The organism is Devosia sp. LC5 (assembly GCF_000735585.1).
In the GTDB taxonomy this organism is placed as follows: Bacteria; Pseudomonadota; Alphaproteobacteria; order Rhizobiales; family Devosiaceae; genus Devosia.
The window spans coordinates 1-17,580 of sequence record NZ_JNNO01000019.1 but is presented as its reverse complement, the minus strand read 5'-3'; the positions used below and the strand labels follow the sequence as shown (position 1 = coordinate 17,580).

At 63.6% G+C, this 17,580-nt stretch carries 15 protein-coding genes; 12 read left to right on the top strand and 3 right to left on the bottom strand.

The genetic code is table 11. The annotated features are described in order from the left end of the window. Nucleotides 1-51: 51 nt before the first annotated feature. From FF80_RS11395 to FF80_RS11370, 6 genes are read left to right on the top strand one after another with little or no spacing between them, the layout of a single operon-like run. A complete protein-coding gene (locus FF80_RS11395; RefSeq protein WP_035100409.1) occupies nucleotides 52-1,014 on the top strand; it encodes an ABC transporter permease in 963 nt (320 codons plus the stop codon). After that, nucleotides 1,011-1,925, top strand: coding sequence for an ABC transporter permease (locus FF80_RS11390; protein WP_052153436.1), 915 nt, complete (start codon nucleotides 1,011-1,013; stop codon nucleotides 1,923-1,925). The genes FF80_RS11395 and FF80_RS11390 overlap by 4 nt, the downstream gene beginning before the upstream one ends. After that, a complete protein-coding gene (locus FF80_RS11385) occupies nucleotides 1,922-2,884 on the top strand; it encodes an ABC transporter ATP-binding protein (RefSeq protein ID WP_035100407.1) in 963 nt (320 codons plus the stop codon). The genes FF80_RS11390 and FF80_RS11385 overlap by 4 nt, the downstream gene beginning before the upstream one ends. Then, on the top strand, nucleotides 2,881-3,714 hold the full coding sequence (locus FF80_RS11380) for a dipeptide/oligopeptide/nickel ABC transporter ATP-binding protein (RefSeq protein ID WP_052153435.1): 834 nt from the start codon (nucleotides 2,881-2,883) through the stop codon (nucleotides 3,712-3,714). The genes FF80_RS11385 and FF80_RS11380 overlap by 4 nt, the downstream gene beginning before the upstream one ends. Then, nucleotides 3,711-4,715 carry an acetamidase/formamidase family protein gene (locus tag FF80_RS20990; protein ID WP_052153434.1) on the top strand — a complete coding sequence of 335 codons (1,005 nt, stop codon included), beginning with the start codon at nucleotides 3,711-3,713 and terminating at the stop codon, nucleotides 4,713-4,715. The genes FF80_RS11380 and FF80_RS20990 overlap by 4 nt, the downstream gene beginning before the upstream one ends. 5 nt (nucleotides 4,716-4,720) lie before the next feature. Continuing rightward, on the top strand, nucleotides 4,721-5,761 hold the full coding sequence (locus FF80_RS11370; RefSeq protein ID WP_035100405.1) for an ornithine cyclodeaminase: 1,041 nt from the start codon (nucleotides 4,721-4,723) through the stop codon (nucleotides 5,759-5,761). A gap of 487 nt (nucleotides 5,762-6,248) precedes the next feature. Here FF80_RS11370 and FF80_RS11365 read toward each other — a convergent pair whose 3' ends face one another. Then, nucleotides 6,249-7,160 carry a LysR substrate-binding domain-containing protein gene (locus tag FF80_RS11365; RefSeq protein ID WP_052153433.1) on the bottom strand — a complete coding sequence of 304 codons (912 nt, stop codon included), beginning with the start codon at nucleotides 7,158-7,160 and terminating at the stop codon, nucleotides 6,249-6,251. Between the two features lie 97 nt (nucleotides 7,161-7,257). Between FF80_RS11365 and FF80_RS11360 the strand changes: the two genes are divergently transcribed. From FF80_RS11360 to FF80_RS11340, 5 genes are read left to right on the top strand one after another with little or no spacing between them, the layout of a single operon-like run. Beyond that, nucleotides 7,258-8,247, top strand: a complete 990-nt coding sequence (locus tag FF80_RS11360; RefSeq protein WP_052153432.1) for an ABC transporter substrate-binding protein — start codon at nucleotides 7,258-7,260, stop codon at nucleotides 8,245-8,247. A 52-nt stretch (nucleotides 8,248-8,299) separates the two neighbouring features. Continuing rightward, entirely contained in the window at nucleotides 8,300-9,646 is a 1,347-nt protein-coding gene (locus FF80_RS11355; protein ID WP_244445763.1) for an MATE family efflux transporter, read from the top strand. Next, entirely contained in the window at nucleotides 9,643-10,650 is a 1,008-nt protein-coding gene (locus tag FF80_RS11350) for an iron ABC transporter permease (protein WP_035100401.1), read from the top strand. The genes FF80_RS11355 and FF80_RS11350 overlap by 4 nt, the downstream gene beginning before the upstream one ends. Then, nucleotides 10,647-11,681 carry an iron ABC transporter permease gene (locus FF80_RS11345; protein WP_052153431.1) on the top strand — a complete coding sequence of 345 codons (1,035 nt, stop codon included), beginning with the start codon at nucleotides 10,647-10,649 and terminating at the stop codon, nucleotides 11,679-11,681. The genes FF80_RS11350 and FF80_RS11345 overlap by 4 nt, the downstream gene beginning before the upstream one ends. A gap of 8 nt (nucleotides 11,682-11,689) precedes the next feature. Further along, on the top strand, nucleotides 11,690-12,478 hold the full coding sequence (locus FF80_RS11340) for an ABC transporter ATP-binding protein (RefSeq protein WP_035100399.1): 789 nt from the start codon (nucleotides 11,690-11,692) through the stop codon (nucleotides 12,476-12,478). 494 nt (nucleotides 12,479-12,972) lie between these two features. Here the strand turns inward: FF80_RS11340 and guaA are convergent, their stop codons facing one another. Then, nucleotides 12,973-14,541 (bottom strand): glutamine-hydrolyzing GMP synthase, encoded by a 1,569-nt coding sequence (guaA, locus tag FF80_RS11335; protein WP_035100397.1) that lies wholly within the window; start codon nucleotides 14,539-14,541, stop codon nucleotides 12,973-12,975. 130 nt (nucleotides 14,542-14,671) lie between these two features. On the opposite strand from guaA, the gene FF80_RS11330 reads away from it, so the two are divergent. After that, entirely contained in the window at nucleotides 14,672-15,892 is a 1,221-nt protein-coding gene (locus tag FF80_RS11330; protein ID WP_035100395.1) for an acyltransferase, read from the top strand. Nucleotides 15,893-15,901: 9 nt separating this feature from the next. On the opposite strand, the gene FF80_RS11325 is transcribed toward FF80_RS11330, so the two are convergent. After that, the gene (locus FF80_RS11325) at nucleotides 15,902-17,194 is read right to left on the bottom strand and encodes an RsmB/NOP family class I SAM-dependent RNA methyltransferase (protein ID WP_035100393.1); all 1,293 of its coding nucleotides are present in this window, start codon (nucleotides 17,192-17,194) and stop codon (nucleotides 15,902-15,904) included. Nucleotides 17,195-17,580 lie beyond the last annotated feature (386 nt).

Below are 17,580 nucleotides of genomic sequence, written 5' to 3'. Positions count from 1 at the left end.
AACATGAGGCGGTGGCGCTTGCCGCCGCCTTCCCCCAAGCCCCCGAGCAGCATGACCCGTTTTTCCTATCTGGCGCGCAAGATCGGCATCGTCGCCTTCGGCATTTTCGCCACCATCACACTGAACTTCTTTCTGTTCCGCGTGCTGCCTGGTGACGCCGTAGCCAGCATGGCACGCGTGCCCGGCGGCTCGGCCGAACTCAAGGCAACTCTGCTTGCCGAGTTTGGCCTCGATAAGCCCCTCATGGCACAATATGGCGATTATCTTTATCAGCTCATGCGCGGCAATCTGGGCGTGTCCTACAGCTCGCTCCGCCCCGTCACCGAGGACGTCATCAAGGCGGTCGGCAATACCGTGCCCATGACGCTGCTCGGCATTACCATTGCGGTCCTTGTCGGCATCAGCACCGGCGTTCTGGCCGCCTATAAGCACGGCACCGCCACCGATACGGTGATCACCAATGTGGCCACCATCGTCTATTCGGCACCCACCCAATGGATTGCCATCATGCTGGTGCTGGCCTTTTCGGCCTATCTGCCGGCGTCGGGCGCCAGCGATCCGTTCAGCTTTGAAACCGAGTTCTGGCCGCTCTTTGTTGATCGACTGCGCCACATCGTCCTGCCCTCGTTGACCCTGGCCACTGCCTGTTTCGGGCAATACACGCTGGTCACGCGCTCATCAGTCCTGGCAACTTTGGGCGAAGACTATGTCGGCGCGGCCAAGGCCATGGGCTTTCCGGCCGGCCGCATCCTCTTCAGCTACGCTATTCCCAATGCGCTCATCCCCATCGTCACTCTCATCGCGCTCTCCATGGGCACCATTATGGGCGGCTCGGTGGTGATCGAGACGGTGTTCTCCTGGCCCGGCATTGGCCGCGCCATGTACGAGGCCATCACCGACCGGAACTACCCGCTGCTGCAGGGCGCACTGCTGGTCATCACCGTCAGCGTCATCGTCTTCAACCTGCTGGCCGATATCATCAACATGAAGATCGATCCGAGGATTGTTGAATGAGCGACCCGGCCCAGACCATTGCGCCGGCCAAGCCGCTGCGCCCTCGCACCACCAATCTAAAACTTTGGGTAGCCATCGGCACGCTGCTGACCTTCATCGTCATCGCTGCCGGCAGCCGCCTGTTGCAGATCGATCCCGGCCCGATCGACACGAGCCTGATCTATGCGCCCCCCTCGGCCGCCCATTGGCTGGGCTTTGACGATGCCGGCCGCGACGTCGTCCGCCTGCTGATCATCGGCTCCTGGCCCTCGGTCATCGTCGGCCTCTGCGCCGCCGCCGTCGCCGTTCTCATCGGCGGCACGATCGGGCTGGTGGCCGGCTATTCCCGCGGTTGGCTCGACCTCATCCTGCTGCGCATCACCGACTATTTCATCGTCGTGCCCGCTTTGCCTCTCGCCATGGTGATCACCGCCATCTGGGGCGCCGATCTGTGGCGCATGATCGTGGTCATCGGTATTCTGCTCTGGGCGACCACCGCTCGCGTCGTGCGCGCTCAGGTCAAATCCGGCCGCGAGCGCGTTTATGTGCAGCGCGCCAAGGCATTGGGCGCCGGGCCGGTCCACATCATCATCCACCACATCCTGCCCCAGGTTCTGCCGCTGATCAGCACCACCGGCGCACTGGCCGTAGCCCTCGCCATTCTGACCCAGGCCGCACTCGAATTTTTTGGGCTGGGCGGCGCCGATGTACTGTCCTGGGGCACCATGATCCGCTTTGCCTTCCAGCGCGATGCGCTGCTGAACGACGCGTGGTGGGTCATCGTCCCGCCGGGCCTGTGCATCTGCACGGTGATCACCGCCTGTTACTGGCTCTCGCAATGCCTTGAAAGCGCGATCAATCCGCGCCTTCACACCACCGATTTACGCGTGCGCTCATTTTCCCGCCGCCTGACCCCAGGAGATCAGCCATGAGCCTCGTCGAGGTGGACAATCTCAATGTGTGGATCGGCGAGCGCGCGGTTTGGGAACTGCACGCGGTGCGCGATGTCAGCTTCCAGCTCGACAAGGGCGAACGCCTCGTTGTGGTGGGGGAATCCGGCTGCGGCAAGTCGACAACGCTGCTCTCCCTGCTTGGCCTGTTGCCGGCCGCTGCAACGGTCACCGGACGCGTGGTGATCGACGGCGTGGACATTTTCGATTGCCCCGAGGAACAATTGGCCGCCCTGCGCTGGAAAGACGCCGCCATGGTGTTCCAGGCCTCGTCCAATCCGCTCAATCCGGTGCGCACGCTCGCCCACCAATTGCGTGCCGTCCTGCGCTTCCACGGCACGCCACGCGGCAAGGTGGGCGCGCGGATTGCGACCCTGCTCGACATGGTCCGGCTGCCGCAGGCCTGCGCCAATTATTACCCCCACCAGCTCTCGGGCGGCATGCGCCAGCGCGCCGTGATCGCTTTGGCCCTGGCCTGCGATCCCAAGCTGCTGCTGGCGGACGAGGCCACTACGGCCCTCGATCCGCTGGTGCAGGCCGAGATCATCGAACTGCTCGTCTCACTATGCAAATCGCTCGATCTGGCCCTCGTGCTGGTGACCCACGAATTGCAACTGGTGAGTGCCGTCGAGGGCAATCTCGCCGTCATGTATGCCGGCGAAATCGTTGAATACGGTCCCGCCAACCAATTGATGGCCACCCCGCGCCACCCCTATCTGCAGCGCCTCGTCGCCACCCTGCCGCGTCTCGACAGCCCCGTTGCGCCGGTCTCGATTCCCGGTGTACCGCCACGCCTTGATACGCCGTTGGTGGGCTGTCCATTCGCCCCGCGCTGCACGCAAGCAGTCGATATCTGCCGCAGCACACCGCCCCGGCTGGAGCAACAGGCCGACGGGCGCCTCTGCGCCTGCCATTTTGCCGGAACGGGTCTTGCAGCATGAGCGCAACTCAAACCCCGCCCGTCCTGAGCCTCACCGGCGTCAGCGTCCAATTCGACCGCACTGGTTTGTTTAAATCCGGCGCCGCCCCCGTCCTGGCGGTGGATGGCGTCAACCTTACAGTAGGTCAGCGAGAGATCGTGGCCCTGATCGGTGGCTCCGGCTCTGGCAAGACCACCACGGTCCGCACCGCGCTCGGCCTGCAAGCGGCCACCGCGGGACAGGTCGCATTCAGCGGTCGCCCGCTCGAAACCATCTCCGCCAGCGGCATGCGCGAGCTGCGCCGGCGCATGCAGTTCATTTTCCAGGACCCGTCAGAAGCGCTCAATCCGCGCATGAGCGTGCAGCAGATCATCATGGAGGGTCTCGATATCCACCATGTCGGGGACAACCGTCAGGCCCGCATCGCCATGGCCGCTGCGGCTCTCGCCTTTGTCGATCTGACCCCCGCTGATCTGTTCATGCGGCGGCATCTGCACACCCTCTCCGGTGGCCAGCGCCAACGCGTTGCCATCGCCGCCGCTCTGGTGCTGGAACCCGATCTGGTCATCGCCGATGAGCCGGTCTCCATGCTCGATCTTTCCGTGCGTGCCAGCGTCCTGGAACTGTTCCGCCGCCTGCGCGCCGAGCGCGGCATGAGCACCTTGCTCATCACCCACGATCTGGCCTCGGTCCGCCACCTGGCGGACCGCATCTATGTGATGGATCGCGGCCGCATCGTTGAGGAGGGCCAGACCGCAAACGTGTTCGGCGCCCCCAAGCACAATTACACAAAGGCATTGCTGGCAGCCACCGCCGCTGAAGCACAGCCAAACCATACGATTTCCCTATGACCATTGCCTTCCCCCACGCGCCGCGCCTGCCTGCCGACCAGCATCAATATGTCTTCGACGCAGCTGCCCATCCCGCCCTTCATGTCGCCTCGGGCGATATCGTGCGGGTCGAAACGCTCGATTGCTTTTCCAACCGGCTGACCGCGGATGCGCCCCTATTGACCGACGACGCCGCGGTGCTTGCCCATATCGGCGGCCGCTATAACCCGGTCTGCGCACCGATCTACATCACCGGCGCGGAAGTCGGCGATGTGCTCGCCATCGACATCCTCGGCATCGCCATCGGCGCTCGCGCCCCTATGGCCGTCACCCATATAGACGCCGACTGGGCCAAGGCATTCGGCGGGGACGCCTATGCCCGCGCCATCGAGCCGCATGCTCTGTTCGCCGCCACCAATGGGCAAACCGTGCTGCTCGATTTCGGCGGCCGCACCATGATGACGCCCGCCCGCCCGATGATCGGCACCATCGGCACCGCGCCGGAAAGCGGCCAGACCAGCGCCTTGCTCTACGCGCCCGGTCACGGCGGCAACCTCGATTGCCCCCATATCGCTGTCGGCACCACCGTCTTGCTGCCGGTAAACGTACCCGGCGCCCTGCTCTCCCTGGGCGATGTCCACGCCCTGATGGGCGACGGCGAAATCACCGGCACGGCTCTCGAAACCAGCGCTGACGTAACCATCCGCGTACACGTGCTCAACGCCAGTAATCCCCTGACCACGCCGCGCCTGCGTCACACCGACTGGATCGGCTCCATCGGCTGCGCCTCCAAAACCGATCTTCAGACTAACATCACCGCCGCCGTGCGCGATCTGGCGGCGACCCTTGTAGAAGAGCATGCAATCTCGCTTCCAGACGGGATACAGTTGATCAACCTGTTTGGCCGCATCACGGTCAATCAGGCCGTGGTTACAGCGCAAACCGGGTGGTCCAGCGTCTTGGTCACCTTGCCGCGCGATCCCTGCTTGCTGCCCTTCGGCAGTGCCAACGGCAAAGCGTGAGTGCCATGACCCAGTCTCTCAATATCGTGCCGTTCATTAGCGTCGACCACATGATGAAACTGGTCTGGTCCATCGGGGTCGAGCGGTTTCTGGTGGAGCTGGCCGACTATATCGAAGACGATTTCCGCCGCTGGGAGCTGTTCGACAAAACCCCGCGCGTCGCCGCGCATAGCCCGACCGGCGTCATCGAGCTTATGCCCACCAGCGATGGCGCGCTATACGGCTTCAAATATGTCAACGGCCACCCCAAAAATACCGCCACCGGCCGCCAGACCGTAACGGCTTTCGGCGTACTGTCCGACGTCGGCAATGGCTATCCGCTGCTGATTTCCGAAATGACCATCCTGACGGCGCTGCGAACGGCCTCGACCTCTGCCATCGCCGCAAAATATCTTGCGCCCGCCAATGCGCAATGCATGGCCATTATCGGCAATGGCTCGCAATCCGAATTCCAGGCCATGGCCTTCCGCGCCGTGCTGGGCATCAAGTCGCTGCGGCTGTTCGATATCGATCCGGCCGCGACGCAGAAATTCATCCGCAACATGGCAGGGCTAGGGTTCGACATCGCTCCCTGCGGCAGTGCGGAAGAGGCGGTGCAGGGCGCCCAGATCATCACTACCGTTACCGCCGACAAGCGGGCCGCAACCATCCTGAGCGATAACATGGTCGGCGCCGGCATTCACATCAACGCGGTGGGTGGCGACTGCCCCGGCAAGACCGAGCTGCACCACGATATCCTGCTGCGCTCCGATATCTTCGTCGAATACACGCCGCAAACCCGTATCGAAGGCGAACTCCAGCAATTGGCGCCCGACCATCCTGTCACCGAACTGTGGCAGGTCATCGCCGGCGAGGCTCCCGGCCGCAGCGGCCCCGCCCAGATCACTCTTTTTGACTCCGTGGGCTTTGCCACTGAGGATTTCTCGGCCCTGCGCTATGTGCGCGACCACCTCGACAATGGCGAGTTCTACCAGGAACTTGACCTCTTGGCCGACCCCAATGATCCGCGCGATCTGTTCGGCATGCTGCTGCGCGCCAAAGTGTGAGCATCTGAGCGAGCTAATTTGAATTAGCCGAGAACCGAGCGGACCGCCTTGGCGGCCAACCACGATCTCGGCTTCCTTGGGCGTGATACACAGCGGCATGGCCCGGCCATGACGCCACGCTCCGGCAGCGCGGGGGCGACGCGCGACCCGACCTTGGCCGAGAGCTCGAAGGTCGAGAGGTTGAGCTACGCATACTGGAATGTGCGAGTCTCTCGAACACCGCGTCCCGCGATCCACAGGGCGCGGCGGACATGGTTTACGAATTCTCTGTCTCTTACCAAAGCTGCGAAATGAACTGACGCATGGCGCCTCTGAGCCAGCACCACGTATCGCCGATGATCAGTTGGTATCCGCGCTCCGTTCGGCAATGGCTTCATCGATCATGTCATCGATCTGTTCGAAGATGATCACGATCACCAAGTCGCGCTCACCGTCGGTGTCGCCAGCAAGCGCCGGCACCTGAACTCGATCTGGCCCGGGTCGCTGTTTAAGCTGCCACGATATCGAATGCTGCTTTGGCCGTGTCATTCTGGGTTTGAAGCCAGGAGACGAATTGGCCGGCGAGCAGGCTCTTGGGCGCGTGAGCGAATGAATAGGCTCCCACGATCGGCGCCACGTCGGCGCAGAGCGCGACCAGTTGCCCGCTTCGCAATTCCTTTTCGATGAAGGATGGACTGGCCTGGCCGACGCCTAATCCGGACAGGCAGGCATCGATGGAAGCCTCGTCGGTGTCGAGCGTTATGCTGCCGCCGCGCGGATGAAAGCCGGTACCGGCTGCAGCGCACCACCGCCGCCAGGACCATGCGTCGCCGGTATCGAGCAGCAATGGCAGGCCAAGCAACTCGGCAGGTGCAAGGCTGCGTCCCCGCAAAGCCAGAAGCTGCGGTGAACACACGGCCATGGTGCGATCGAGCAGGAAGGCCTGCGAGAGCGCAGTGGTATCGGTGGCTCTCACATAGGTCATGGTGATGTCGGCGGCTGCAGCGTCGCCAAGCGCCAGCGAGTGGATGGCAATGTCGACGCCGGGATTTTCCTGGCAGAAGGAGCGGATGCGCGGGATCAACCACCGCCTGGCCAAGGTGATCGGAGCGCGGATCGATAGGTGTGAGCGATCCGGCACGATGGTGCTGGCGCCGGTCTGCAGCATCGCCAGGGCGCCGTTGACGTGGGCGAGAAACCGATGCCCGGCCTCGGTCAGTACGATTGAATTATGCCCGCGCCGGAACAACTGGGACCCAAGGCTTTCCTCAAGCGATTTGATCTGCCGGCTGATGGCCCCCGGCGTCACGCACAATTCCCTGGCTGCCAGCGAAATACTGCACAGCCTGGCCGCCGCCGAGAAGGCCGGCAAGGCGTTGAGCGACGGCAGGCGTCGCGATGCTGATTGAGTTTTTGTCATGCAGGCGTGACGAGCTTTCGATTGCGTGGCGCCATTTGGGTGGTGTTATTGCGCTAACTTGACTTTGATGATCACATTTATCGGAGCCTGCGGGCATATGCAATTCTCGATGTCTTCCTTCATCTCTCCGGTTCGCGCTCGTGTCGCTGTCCTCGGTCTGGCACTATTGGTCAGCACGGCCGCTGGGGCTCAGGAAATGTCATTCGTGGACGATCGCGGAATTGCCGTGACGGTGCCGGCCGGCGCCAAGCGCGTGGCGTCGGTGTCGTATTTTGCCGCCGACGTTGCTCTTGCCCTGGGCATCAAGCCGGTAGCGACGACCTATATGGTGGAGGGCCGCAACCCCGACTTCCTGCTCGATTACCTCGACGATGTGCCCCAGATCGGCCAGCGCGCCACGCCCAATCTGGAGCTGCTGGCGCAAGCCAAGCCCGATGTCATCGTCGCCATGCGCCGCTACACCGAGGGCAATGCCGCCCAATACCAGAACATTGCGCCCTATCTGGCCTATAATCTGGAGCTCTTCTCCGACAGCGACCGCTCGATCACCCAATTGGCCACCATATTGGGCCAACCCGAGCGGGCCCAGCAGCTCAATGCCGAATTCAAGAAACATATCGAGGAATTTGCGGCCCAGGCGCCCAAGGACGTGCATCCGCGCTTCCAGGTGATGTGGGGCGGCGATGCGCCGTGGACATTCTATACCGAGAACATGACGGCGGCGATCGTCACCGCGCTGGGCGGCGAGAACGTTGCCGGCCACAATCCGACCCCGCATATCCCGGATAATTTCGGCCTGGAGATGAGCCTGGAAGCCATGCTGGCCGCGGATCCCGAAGTCATCTTCGTCTATGACTACGGCCCCGATCGGCCGCACGAGAACAACCCGATCTGGCAGATGTTGTCGGCGGTCAAGAATAACCGGGTCTTCTATGTCGGGGACGAATGGGTCGAGGCGCATGGTCCCATTGCCCGCGAGATGGTGCTGCGCGAAGCCGCGCACTATCTCTATCCCGATACGTTCCCAATGCCCGATATCCGGGCTGAAGCGGCCAAGATCATCCCCGCAAGAGCGTCGAATAGCTGACCCAATGCTGGACCTCCGGGTTCGCCATTGCATCTGCACAGGATTGCCCTTCTTGACCAATTCGCTGCCTAGTCTGCGCGAAGCCCGGCATATTATTGGCCTGGCGCTGCCGCTGTCGCTGGTGCAGCTTGCCCAGGTGGCGATTTCCACGACGGACATCGTCATGCTGGGCTGGCTCGGTGGCGAGGCGCTGGCCGGTGGCGCGCTCGGCTTCTTCGCGTTCAACCTGCTCCGCACCATGGGATTCGGACTGATCGTCGGAACCTCCAATCTGGTGGCCGCCGGCCAGCGCGAGGGTGTTGCCTCGGCCCATCTGCTCGCCGCGCTGATCGTGGCGAGCGGCGCTACAGTGCTGGCCGCGGGCTGTTTTGTGCTGGGCGGCGGAATGCTGGGGCATCTGGGCCAGGACCCGGCCGCTGCGGCCATTGCCGCGCACTATCTCATTCTCGTTGCGCCCGGCATTTTTCCGCTCTTCTGGTTCTACGCCTATCGCGGGGTCGTGGTCGGCCGCAGAAAGACCAATTCGTTGTTGGTCATCACGCTGGCCACGATCGTGATCAACGCCGCGTTCGACTATGGCTTCATCTATGGCGCGTTCGGCCTGCCCAGACTGGGTGCGGCCGGTGTGGCGGCCAGCAGTTCCATCGCCTATCTGGCCCAGTTCGGGGCCATTGTGTGGGTCACGCATGCCTCGTTTCGCTTCGAGCGGCCGGTAGCGCGCGCCGATATCTGGCATTCGGTGCGCCGGCTGCTCGCCATTGGCATTCCCACCGCGGGTTCCTACGGCTCGGAAGCCGGGTTCACCGCCGTCATCACCCTGATGGTCGGCACATTCGGCGCTGCGGCATTGGCCGGCCATGCCGTGGTCAATCAAATCACCTATGTCGTTTTCATGCTGTCCATCGGATTGTCGCACGCGACCTCTATCGGGGTGAGCGAAGGTGTCGGGCGTGGTAATGCCGCTGCGGCGTTGCGGGCCGGCCGTACCGGCCTGGTTGTCGTCGCTGCGGTCATGGCGATGTTTGCACAGCTCTATCTGCTGATCCCGCACAGCCTGCTGGCAGCTTTCGGCCTGGGCGCCGACAAGGCAGCGGTCACGGCCGTGGCGCTGACCCTGTTGCCGCTCGCCGCTGCCATGCAGGTCTTCGATGGCTTGCAGAATGTGGCGATCGGAGCCTTGCGCGGCGTGCAGCGGGCGGGGATCGGCTTTTGGGTGACCATGGTGGGCTATTGGGTCGTCGGTGTGCCCGTGGCATGGCTGCTTGGATTGCATTTCCATCTTGGACCGGCCGGCATCTGGATCGGGTTGGCGCTCGGGCTCGTGGTCACGGCGCTGGGCATGGTCGTGACCTTTGAACGCGGCGCCATGGCGGTTCCATCGGCGGCGGCTCCCGCATGAAGCCCGCACAGCGCTCCGCATTATTGGCTGCAATGGCGTTGGCCCTGGCGATATCTATCGGCTTTGCCGGGCTGCTGACCGGCGCCAAGGCGATGACGCTGCCTGCCGCCGTGGCGGCGGTGTTGTCGCCCAATCACGGACTGGATGGCGTCATCGTTTGGACCTTGCGGCTGCCGCGCAGCATTGCCGCCTTTCTGACGGGCGCGGGGCTGGCGGTGTCGGGTGCGCTGCTGCAATCGATCACCCGCAATCCGCTTGCTGCGCCGGACCTGACCGGCGTCACGGCGGGCGCCGTGACCGTCATCGTATCGTGCTTTTTTTTCCTGCCCGCCATTTCCTCGATCTACTACCCGCCTATCGGCTTTGCCGGGGGTCTGGCTGCGGCTGCCGCATGCTTGTGGGTGGCGCGCGGTGGACAGGCGTCACCACTCCATCTGGCGCTGGGCGGCATCACCATCTCGCTCTTTCTGGGCGGCATCACCACCTATGTCCTGCTGCTGGGCGGACCACAATCGCCATCCGTACTGTTCTGGCTTTCGGGAGGATTGCAAGGACGCTCGTGGGGGCATGTTGGCTTCATGCTGCCCTGGGTGAGCATGGGCGTTGTCGGCGCTTTGCTCAGCCACCGGATCATCGCCCTGCTCAAGCTGGGCGATGGGGTGGCCGCTGGCATGGGCGTACGGCTCAGGCAATGGAAACTGCTACTCTTGTTGTTTGCAGTCGCTCCGGTCGCCGGGGTTACCCCGGTTGCCGGTCCGATCGCGTTTATCGGCCTGGCCGTACCGCATCTGGTGCGGCTGATGAAGCCGGCCGGCGAGGCCTGGAGTATTGTACTCAATCTGGCCTTAGGCGGCATGATACTGGTTCTCGCCGACGTGCTGGCACGCACCATCGCCGCCCCGCGCGAATTGCCGATCAGCATACTGACCGCGCTAATCGGCGGGCCGTTCTTCATCTACCTGGTGCAGCGCCGCAGCTTGGTCACGGCCGGAGCAGGGCCATGAACCTCGCCGGCACCATCCAGACCCGCTTTCCCGATTGGCCGCTCTGGACATTGGCGCCTGTAGCCTTGCTGGCCGGCACGGCAGCGGTGTTCATGGGCGTCGTCAATATGCCGCCTGGCGAGGTACTCAATGTCCTGCTGGGGCACGGTTCGGCCGATGCCCGATTGATCATCGGCGATATCCGCCTGCCGCGGGTGATCACAGGCCTATTGGCCGGCATCCATTTTTCGGTCGCGGGCCTGCTGCTGCAATCGATCACCCGCAATCCGCTGGCAGATCCATCGATCATGGGTGTCTCGCAGGGCGCGACGCTCGCCATCAGCATCTTCCTGTTTGTCGCCGTCTATGGCTTTAATTCAGATCCGCACGTGCTGTATTCGCTGCCGGTGCAGTGGCTGCCGCTGGTCGGCTGCCTCGGTGGCGGCCTGGCGGGTGTCGTGGTCTATTTTCTGGCCATGCGCCACGGTCTCAGCCCGCTCCGCGTTACGCTTTGCGGGATTGCCGTTGGCGCCGTGCTGCATGCCCTGGCCATGGGCATTATTTCGGGTTGGGGCACGGCGCGGCTCGAAATCGTCATGCAATGGCTGGCGGGCAGCCTTTATGCGCGGAGTTGGGACCATGTGGTATTTCTGCTGCCGCTCACCCTACTGGGGCTGCTCGCACTGCCGCTGCTGCGGCGGCCGATCGACATGCTGCGCTTCGATGCCGATGTGGCGCGATCGTTCGGGCTGAGCTATCGGCGGCAGTTCAGCATCATCCTGCTAATCGCCTGCATGCTCGCGGCCAGTGCCGTTGGCGCGGTCGGGCCGCTGATCTTTGTAGGGCTGGTCGTGCCCCACCTGGCGCGCTTCATCGCCGGACGTCGCTTCGCCCTGGTGCTGCCATTGACGATTTTTCTGGGTGCAACGTTGGTTGTGGTCGGCGACCTGGTGGGCCGTCTCATCGGCGGCAGCCAGGAAATCCCCATCGGCGTCGTCACGGCTATCGGTGGCGCGCCAATCCTTTTGTCGCTGCTGCGCCGCACCCCGTGAGACCCGCCATGTCGCTCCAATGTACCGATCTCAGTGTCAGCTATGGCAGCCGGCAAGCGTTGCATGCCCTGACCCTATCGGTGCAAAAGGGTGAAGTGCTCGCCCTTATCGGGCCCAATGGCTCGGGGAAAAGCACGGCATTGCATGCCCTGGCGGGACTGACCCGGCCCGATAGCGGCAGCGTGGAGCTTGATGGCCGTGCCCTTGCCAGCTGGCGCCGCCGCGATCTGGCCAAACGGCTATCCTTCCTGCCGCAGGCACCCATCGCGCCCGACGAGATGTCGGTCGAGCAATTGGTCCGACAGGGGCGCTTTGCCCATGTCGGCCTATGGCGCGCCTATGGCTCGCAGGACCAGGCCGCCATCGATTGGGCGCTGGATAGCACTGGCCTTGCCGATCTTGCCGGCCGGGGGCTGCGCGAACTTTCGGGCGGCGAACGCCAACGCGCCTGGATCGCCGCCGCGCTGGCGCAAGAGGCCGAAATCCTCATTCTGGATGAGCCGACATCCTTCCTTGATATTGGCCATCAAGTCGAGGTGCTCGAACTGGTCGGACGGCTAAGCCGCGACCGCGGGGTGACCGTCATTCTTGCCATCCACGACCTCAATCAGGCCATGATGGTTGCCGACCGTGTCGTATTGCTCAATCGCGGCAGGCTATCCTTTGAAGGACCCGCAGGCCCTCTGGCGGCCAGCGGATTGATCGAAAAGACCTTTAATGTCCAGGGCCGGTTTGTCGATCTCGGTAATGGCGCGGCACCTCATTTCGACGTCGACCTTCGGCGCAGTCGCCGCTGACCTTAGCCCTAGTTGCGGTTGCGTTTCTTGAAGCCAACCAGCGACGTTGGCCCCCTGCAGACGCATGCCCTGCCTTGGGCTCCAGCGCATCGAGCGGTCGCAGGCCAGGTGATCAGTGAGCCGAAAATTGGGGTTGGTATCTGGTATCTGCATCCGAAGTACAGAACCGGCCGGTCCGCTCTCGGCCCCAAAACGGCGGCCTGTGGACTGCTGCCCTTGTGGGCAACGGTCGACCCTCACCATCTTCAAAGAGGGGGACGCCAAGAGAGGCGGACGCTCGTCTCGAACGCGACGCATTGGGTGACGTGCCCCGCCGATTTGTACGCCACGGTACGCTACGGTCGGAGGCAATGAAGAGCGTGCTTTACATCGCCTCAGCCTAGGGTTCAGGTCAAAGGGTGGACCACGGGCACCGAAGCAAATGAGACCCGACCGAGCAATGACCGTCAGAAAGAAAACGGCGTAGAAACTATGCTATTGCCGCCGTTTCCCCTCTACTCCCACTCGATGGTGCCGGGGGGCTTGCTGGTGACGTCGTAGACGACGCGGTTGATGCCGCGGACTTCGTTGATGATGCGGGTGGCGGTTTTGCCGAGGAAGTTCATGTCGAACTGGTAGAAATCGGCGGTCATGCCATCGACCGAGGTGACGGCGCGCAGGGCGCAGACGAATTCGTAGGTGCGGCCATCGCCCATGACGCCGACGGTCTGGACCGGGAGCAGCACGGCGAAGGCCTGCCAGATCTTGTCGTACTGGCCCGACTTGCGGATTTCATCGAGATAGATAGCGTCGGCCTGGCGCAGGATATCGAGCTTTTCGGGCGTGATGCCGCCGGGGCAGCGGATGGCGAGGCCCGGGCCGGGGAACGGGTGACGGCCGATAAAGCTGTCGGGTAGTCCCAATTCGCGGCCGAGAACGCGCACTTCATCCTTGAACAATTCGCGCAGCGGCTCGACGAGTTGCATGTTCATGCGCTCGGGCAGGCCGCCCACATTGTGGTGGCTCTTGATGGTAACCGAGGGGCCGCCGGTGAAGGAGACGCTTTCGATCACGTCGGGATAGAGCGTGCCCTGGGCGAGGAAATTGGCGCCGCCGAGCTTTTTAGCTTCGGCCTCAAAGGTTTCGATGAACAGGCGGCCGATGATCTTGCGCTTGGTTTCGGGGTCGGATTGGCCGTCAAGTTCGCGCAGGAACACTTCGGAGGCATCCACATGGACCAGCGGGATATTGTACTGATCGCGGAACATGGTGACGACCTGTTCGCTCTCGTTGAGCCGCATCAGGCCGTGATCGACATAGATGCAGGTGAGCTGATCGCCGATGGCTTCGTGGATCAGCACGGCAGCCACGGAGGAATCGACGCCACCGGAGAGGCCGCAGATGACCCGGCCGGTGCCGACCTGATCGCGGATCTTTTCGATCATCTTGTGGCGATAGGCTGACATGGTCCAGTTGGACTCCACGCCGCAGATAGTGTGGACGAAATTGGCGTAGAGCCTGGCGCCGTCGGGGGTGTGCACCACTTCGGGGTGGAATTGCACGGCCCAGATGCGGCGGGCTTCGTTGGCGATCATGGCGAAGGGGGCGTTGGCCGAGGTGCCGACGACTTCAAAACCTTGGGGGAGCGCGACGACGCGGTCGCCGTGGCTCATCCAGACCTGGTGTTCGGTGCCCAGGTCCCAAACGCCGTCATAGAGCGCGGATGGTTTTTGTACCTTGACCTCGGCGCGGCCGAATTCGCGGTGGTGACCGGCTTCGACCTTGCCGCCCAGGGCCATGCAGAGTGCCTGCTGGCCGTAGCAGATGCCCAGGATCGGCACGCCGGCATCAAGGATCGACTGGTCGATGGTGGGGGCGTTTTCATCCAGCGTGGAGGCCGGCCCGCCCGAGAGCACGACACCCTTGGGCTTGAGCGCGGCCATGGCGGCGCTGGCGTTCTGAAACGGGTGGATTTCGCAATAGACCCCTGTCTCGCGAATGCGGCGCGCGATCAGTTGGGTGACCTGCGAACCGAAGTCCACGATAAGGATTGCGTCGGGGGCGGCAGTGTCTGGGGTTTTCATGGCGAGGCCATATCGTCACGCCGCAGATTCCGCAAGGGTGCAAGTTTGCAGGACTGGTTTGCGGGCATAGTCATAATCGCAACGAATTGATCAGGCAGGCGTTGGGCAGGACCCACGGAGGACGAGTCTTTTGACGCAACAGCGATTGCTCGGCGCCGATTTTCTGCGCGCCGCCGCTTGCCTGATGGTGCTGTTGCATCACCTGGCGTTCCGCATGGATGGCAATAATGTGCCGGGCCCGTTCCAGGGCGTGGTGGACTTGGCCGTGATGGGCAGCTTCGGCGTTGCGGTGTTTTTCGTGCTGAGCGGGTTTCTCTTGGCGCGGCCATTCTGGAGGGCGCTTGACGCCGGGGAGCCGATGCCCTCGCTGGGGATTTATGCGCTGCGGCGGGCGGCGCGCATCCTGCCGGGGTTCTGGCTGGCGCTGATTGTCAGCTTCCTGCTGGGGCTGACAATCTATGGCTATGATCTGGGGCGCGAGGAGATCGTGCGGTTTGTCGCGGGGTTCTTCCTCGTCAGCGACTGGCATTGGGTGACGCTGTTTCCGGTCAACAATAATGGGCCGCTGTGGTCGATCGGGTTTGAGGTGACCTCGTATCTGCTGCTGCCGTTTTTCCTGGCTGTGCTGTTTGCGGTGGGCCTCAGGGGCTGGCCGGCGCGGTTTGCCTGGGTCGGCGTTATTGGCGTGGTGCTGGCGCTGCACTGGATGGTGGTGCAGTGGGCGCCGATCGACGAGGTCGAGCGGGGCTGGAAATATGGGCTGGTTGGCGGCGCCAAGGCGTGGATGCCGCGGTTTAATCCTATCGGGTTCTTCGCCATTTTCGCGCTGGGGGCGCTGGCGGCCGGGGTGCAGGTGAAGCTGGCGGCGATGCACTCGTATTTGTTCGATGTGGTCGGGTTGGCCAGCGTTGTGGCTGCGGGTTGGGTGATGGTGGCCCATATTGGCGGGCTCAATGAGGGCTTTGGCTGGCTGGACCTGCCCTATGGGTTCCCCTTTATGCCGCTGGCGATTGCCATGGGGCTGGTGGCCCTGCCCTCGTCGGTTTTGGCCGGGCGGTTGCTGGATAATCCAGTGGCGCGCTATATCGCCGAGGTGTCGTTCGGCGTTTATATCTGGCATTTCCTGGTGATCGGGCTGCTGGAGCGGCTGGTGCCGCCGGCATTCGAGACCAGTGGAGAAAATGGCTGGACGATCTGGCTGGCCTCGAGCGGCGCAGCAATCGTCATCAGCTTTGTGGTGGCGACACTCAGTTTCCTGCTGCTGGAGCAACCGGTGGTGCGCTGGGCGCGCGGGCTGGAGCGCCGTCCCGGACGGCTCCAGAAGCGCGAATTGGCCGAGACGACGTCCTGATGTTTTGAATCAGGAGGCGCGGCGCAAGGCGTTGAAATAGAATCCGTCTGTGCCGGTGAGGCGCGGGGTGAGCGCAATGCCGGACTGGGCGGTTTCCACATCGGGGTGGATTTCCGTGCCGAAAGCGGCTTGCCAAAGCTCGGATGGTGGCAGTGAGACGAAGTCCGGGTGGGTTTTGATGAAGGCGACGATCTGGTCGTCATTCTCTTCCGGCAGGATCGAGCAGGTGATGTAGACCAGCGTGCCGCCGGGCTTGAGGTAGCGGGCGCCCTCGACCAGGATTGCGGCCTGTTCGGCAGTGCGTTGCGCCAGCAGGTCGGGGGTCAGCTTCCATTTGGTATCGGGGCGGCGGCGCCAGGTGCCGGTGCCGGTGCAGGGGGCGTCGATAACGACGCGATCCATCTTGCCGGCGAGGTCATCGAGCGCGCCGGGGTGAGGGGCGCGGACCTGCACATTGCGAGCGCCATTGCGCTTGAGGCGATCATAGATCGGGGCGAGGCGGTTTCGGTCGCTGTCATAGGCGAAAATCTGGCCCTTATTGCCCATGGCGGCGGCGAGAGCCAGGGTCTTGCCCCCTGCCCCGGCGCAGAGATCAAGCACCTGTTCGCCGGACTGGGCATTGGCGAGGGCGGCGACGATCTGGCTGCCCTGGTCCTGCACTTCGAACCAGCCTTTGAGATAGCCTTCGTCACTGGTGACATTGGGCGTGCGCGCATCGCCTGCTCCGGCCGGCATGGTGACGCCGACGGGCGAAATGGCGGTGAGGCGCGGATGGAAGCGGTCGAGGGATTTGACCACGCGGTCGCGGCTGGCCTTGAGCGTATTGGTGCGCAAGTCGAGCGAGGGCCGGCCTGCCATGTCCTGCCCTTCGGCGATCCAATTGTCGCCAAAGGCCCGCTCGATGGAGGGCGCGAGCCATTCGGGGACGTCGGCAAGGATATGGGGCGCGGTGCCGTCGGGGAGTTGGCCGACGGCGCGGGCCAGTTCGTCCGCGGTGAGCGGCTCGGGCGCGTGGCTGTCAGCGGCAAAGCTGTCGCTGAGGGCGGCCGGGTCCTCGTTCCAGTCGCGGATGGCGACGGCGAGGACCAGAGCGCGCGGGCTGTCACTGCCCATCAGCGCGGCGTGGGAGGCGCGGCGGCGCAAGGCGTCATAGACCAGATTGCCGATGGCGGCGCGGTCGCCGGCCCCGGCAAAGCGATTGTTGAGACCCCAGGCCTTGAGCGCCTCGGAGACAGGGCGCTTGCGGGTTTCGACGTCGGTGAGGACGTCGATGGCGGCGGAAAGACGGCCTGGCAGGCGCATGGGTCAGATACCTGGGCTTAAAGACAACAAGGACCAGCCATAGCCACAGCGCGCATAGAACTGCAAGGCCGATTGAAGTTCTGGTTCAGAGTCCGCGCCCTGCGGTAACGGCTTGTAGCGGAGTCAGTTTTCGGCGGCATGCAGAAGCGCCGCCCGGCCGGTGTGGCGTCGCGGTTATACGGTAACGGGCGGCCATTGGGCCTTCCGAAACAGATAGAGTGGACCAATGGCCGCCCGTCACGATCCGCTTTTTATGCAGGGTCCGGTTCAGGCGGTACCATTCTTGCAGGTCCGGCTGCCGAGTTTCCAACCCCACTGGACAGGCGCCCCCATCCCACGGCCTCCCCACCCTGTCCCTTATACACATCCGACCCCGCCGACGACCC

What these genes read in the sequence shown, in the direction of transcription:
- guaA (WP_035100397.1), bottom strand. Translation starts at nt 14,541, where the DNA reads ATGAAAACCCCAGACACTGCCGCCCCCGACGCAATCCTTATCGTGGAC.
- FF80_RS11370 (WP_035100405.1), top strand. Translation starts at nt 4,721, where the DNA reads ATGACCCAGTCTCTCAATATCGTGCCGTTCATTAGCGTCGACCACATG.
- FF80_RS11390 (WP_052153436.1), top strand. Translation starts at nt 1,011, where the DNA reads ATGAGCGACCCGGCCCAGACCATTGCGCCGGCCAAGCCGCTGCGCCCT.
- FF80_RS11345 (WP_052153431.1), top strand. Translation starts at nt 10,647, where the DNA reads ATGAACCTCGCCGGCACCATCCAGACCCGCTTTCCCGATTGGCCGCTC.
- FF80_RS11395 (WP_035100409.1), top strand. Translation starts at nt 52, where the DNA reads ATGACCCGTTTTTCCTATCTGGCGCGCAAGATCGGCATCGTCGCCTTC.
- FF80_RS11340 (WP_035100399.1), top strand. Translation starts at nt 11,690, where the DNA reads ATGTCGCTCCAATGTACCGATCTCAGTGTCAGCTATGGCAGCCGGCAA.
- FF80_RS11385 (WP_035100407.1), top strand. Translation starts at nt 1,922, where the DNA reads ATGAGCCTCGTCGAGGTGGACAATCTCAATGTGTGGATCGGCGAGCGC.
- FF80_RS11360 (WP_052153432.1), top strand. Translation starts at nt 7,258, where the DNA reads ATGCAATTCTCGATGTCTTCCTTCATCTCTCCGGTTCGCGCTCGTGTC.
- FF80_RS11380 (WP_052153435.1), top strand. Translation starts at nt 2,881, where the DNA reads ATGAGCGCAACTCAAACCCCGCCCGTCCTGAGCCTCACCGGCGTCAGC.
- FF80_RS20990 (WP_052153434.1), top strand. Translation starts at nt 3,711, where the DNA reads ATGACCATTGCCTTCCCCCACGCGCCGCGCCTGCCTGCCGACCAGCAT.
- FF80_RS11365 (WP_052153433.1), bottom strand. Translation starts at nt 7,160, where the DNA reads ATGACAAAAACTCAATCAGCATCGCGACGCCTGCCGTCGCTCAACGCC.
- FF80_RS11350 (WP_035100401.1), top strand. Translation starts at nt 9,643, where the DNA reads ATGAAGCCCGCACAGCGCTCCGCATTATTGGCTGCAATGGCGTTGGCC.
- FF80_RS11325 (WP_035100393.1), bottom strand. Translation starts at nt 17,194, where the DNA reads ATGCGCCTGCCAGGCCGTCTTTCCGCCGCCATCGACGTCCTCACCGAC.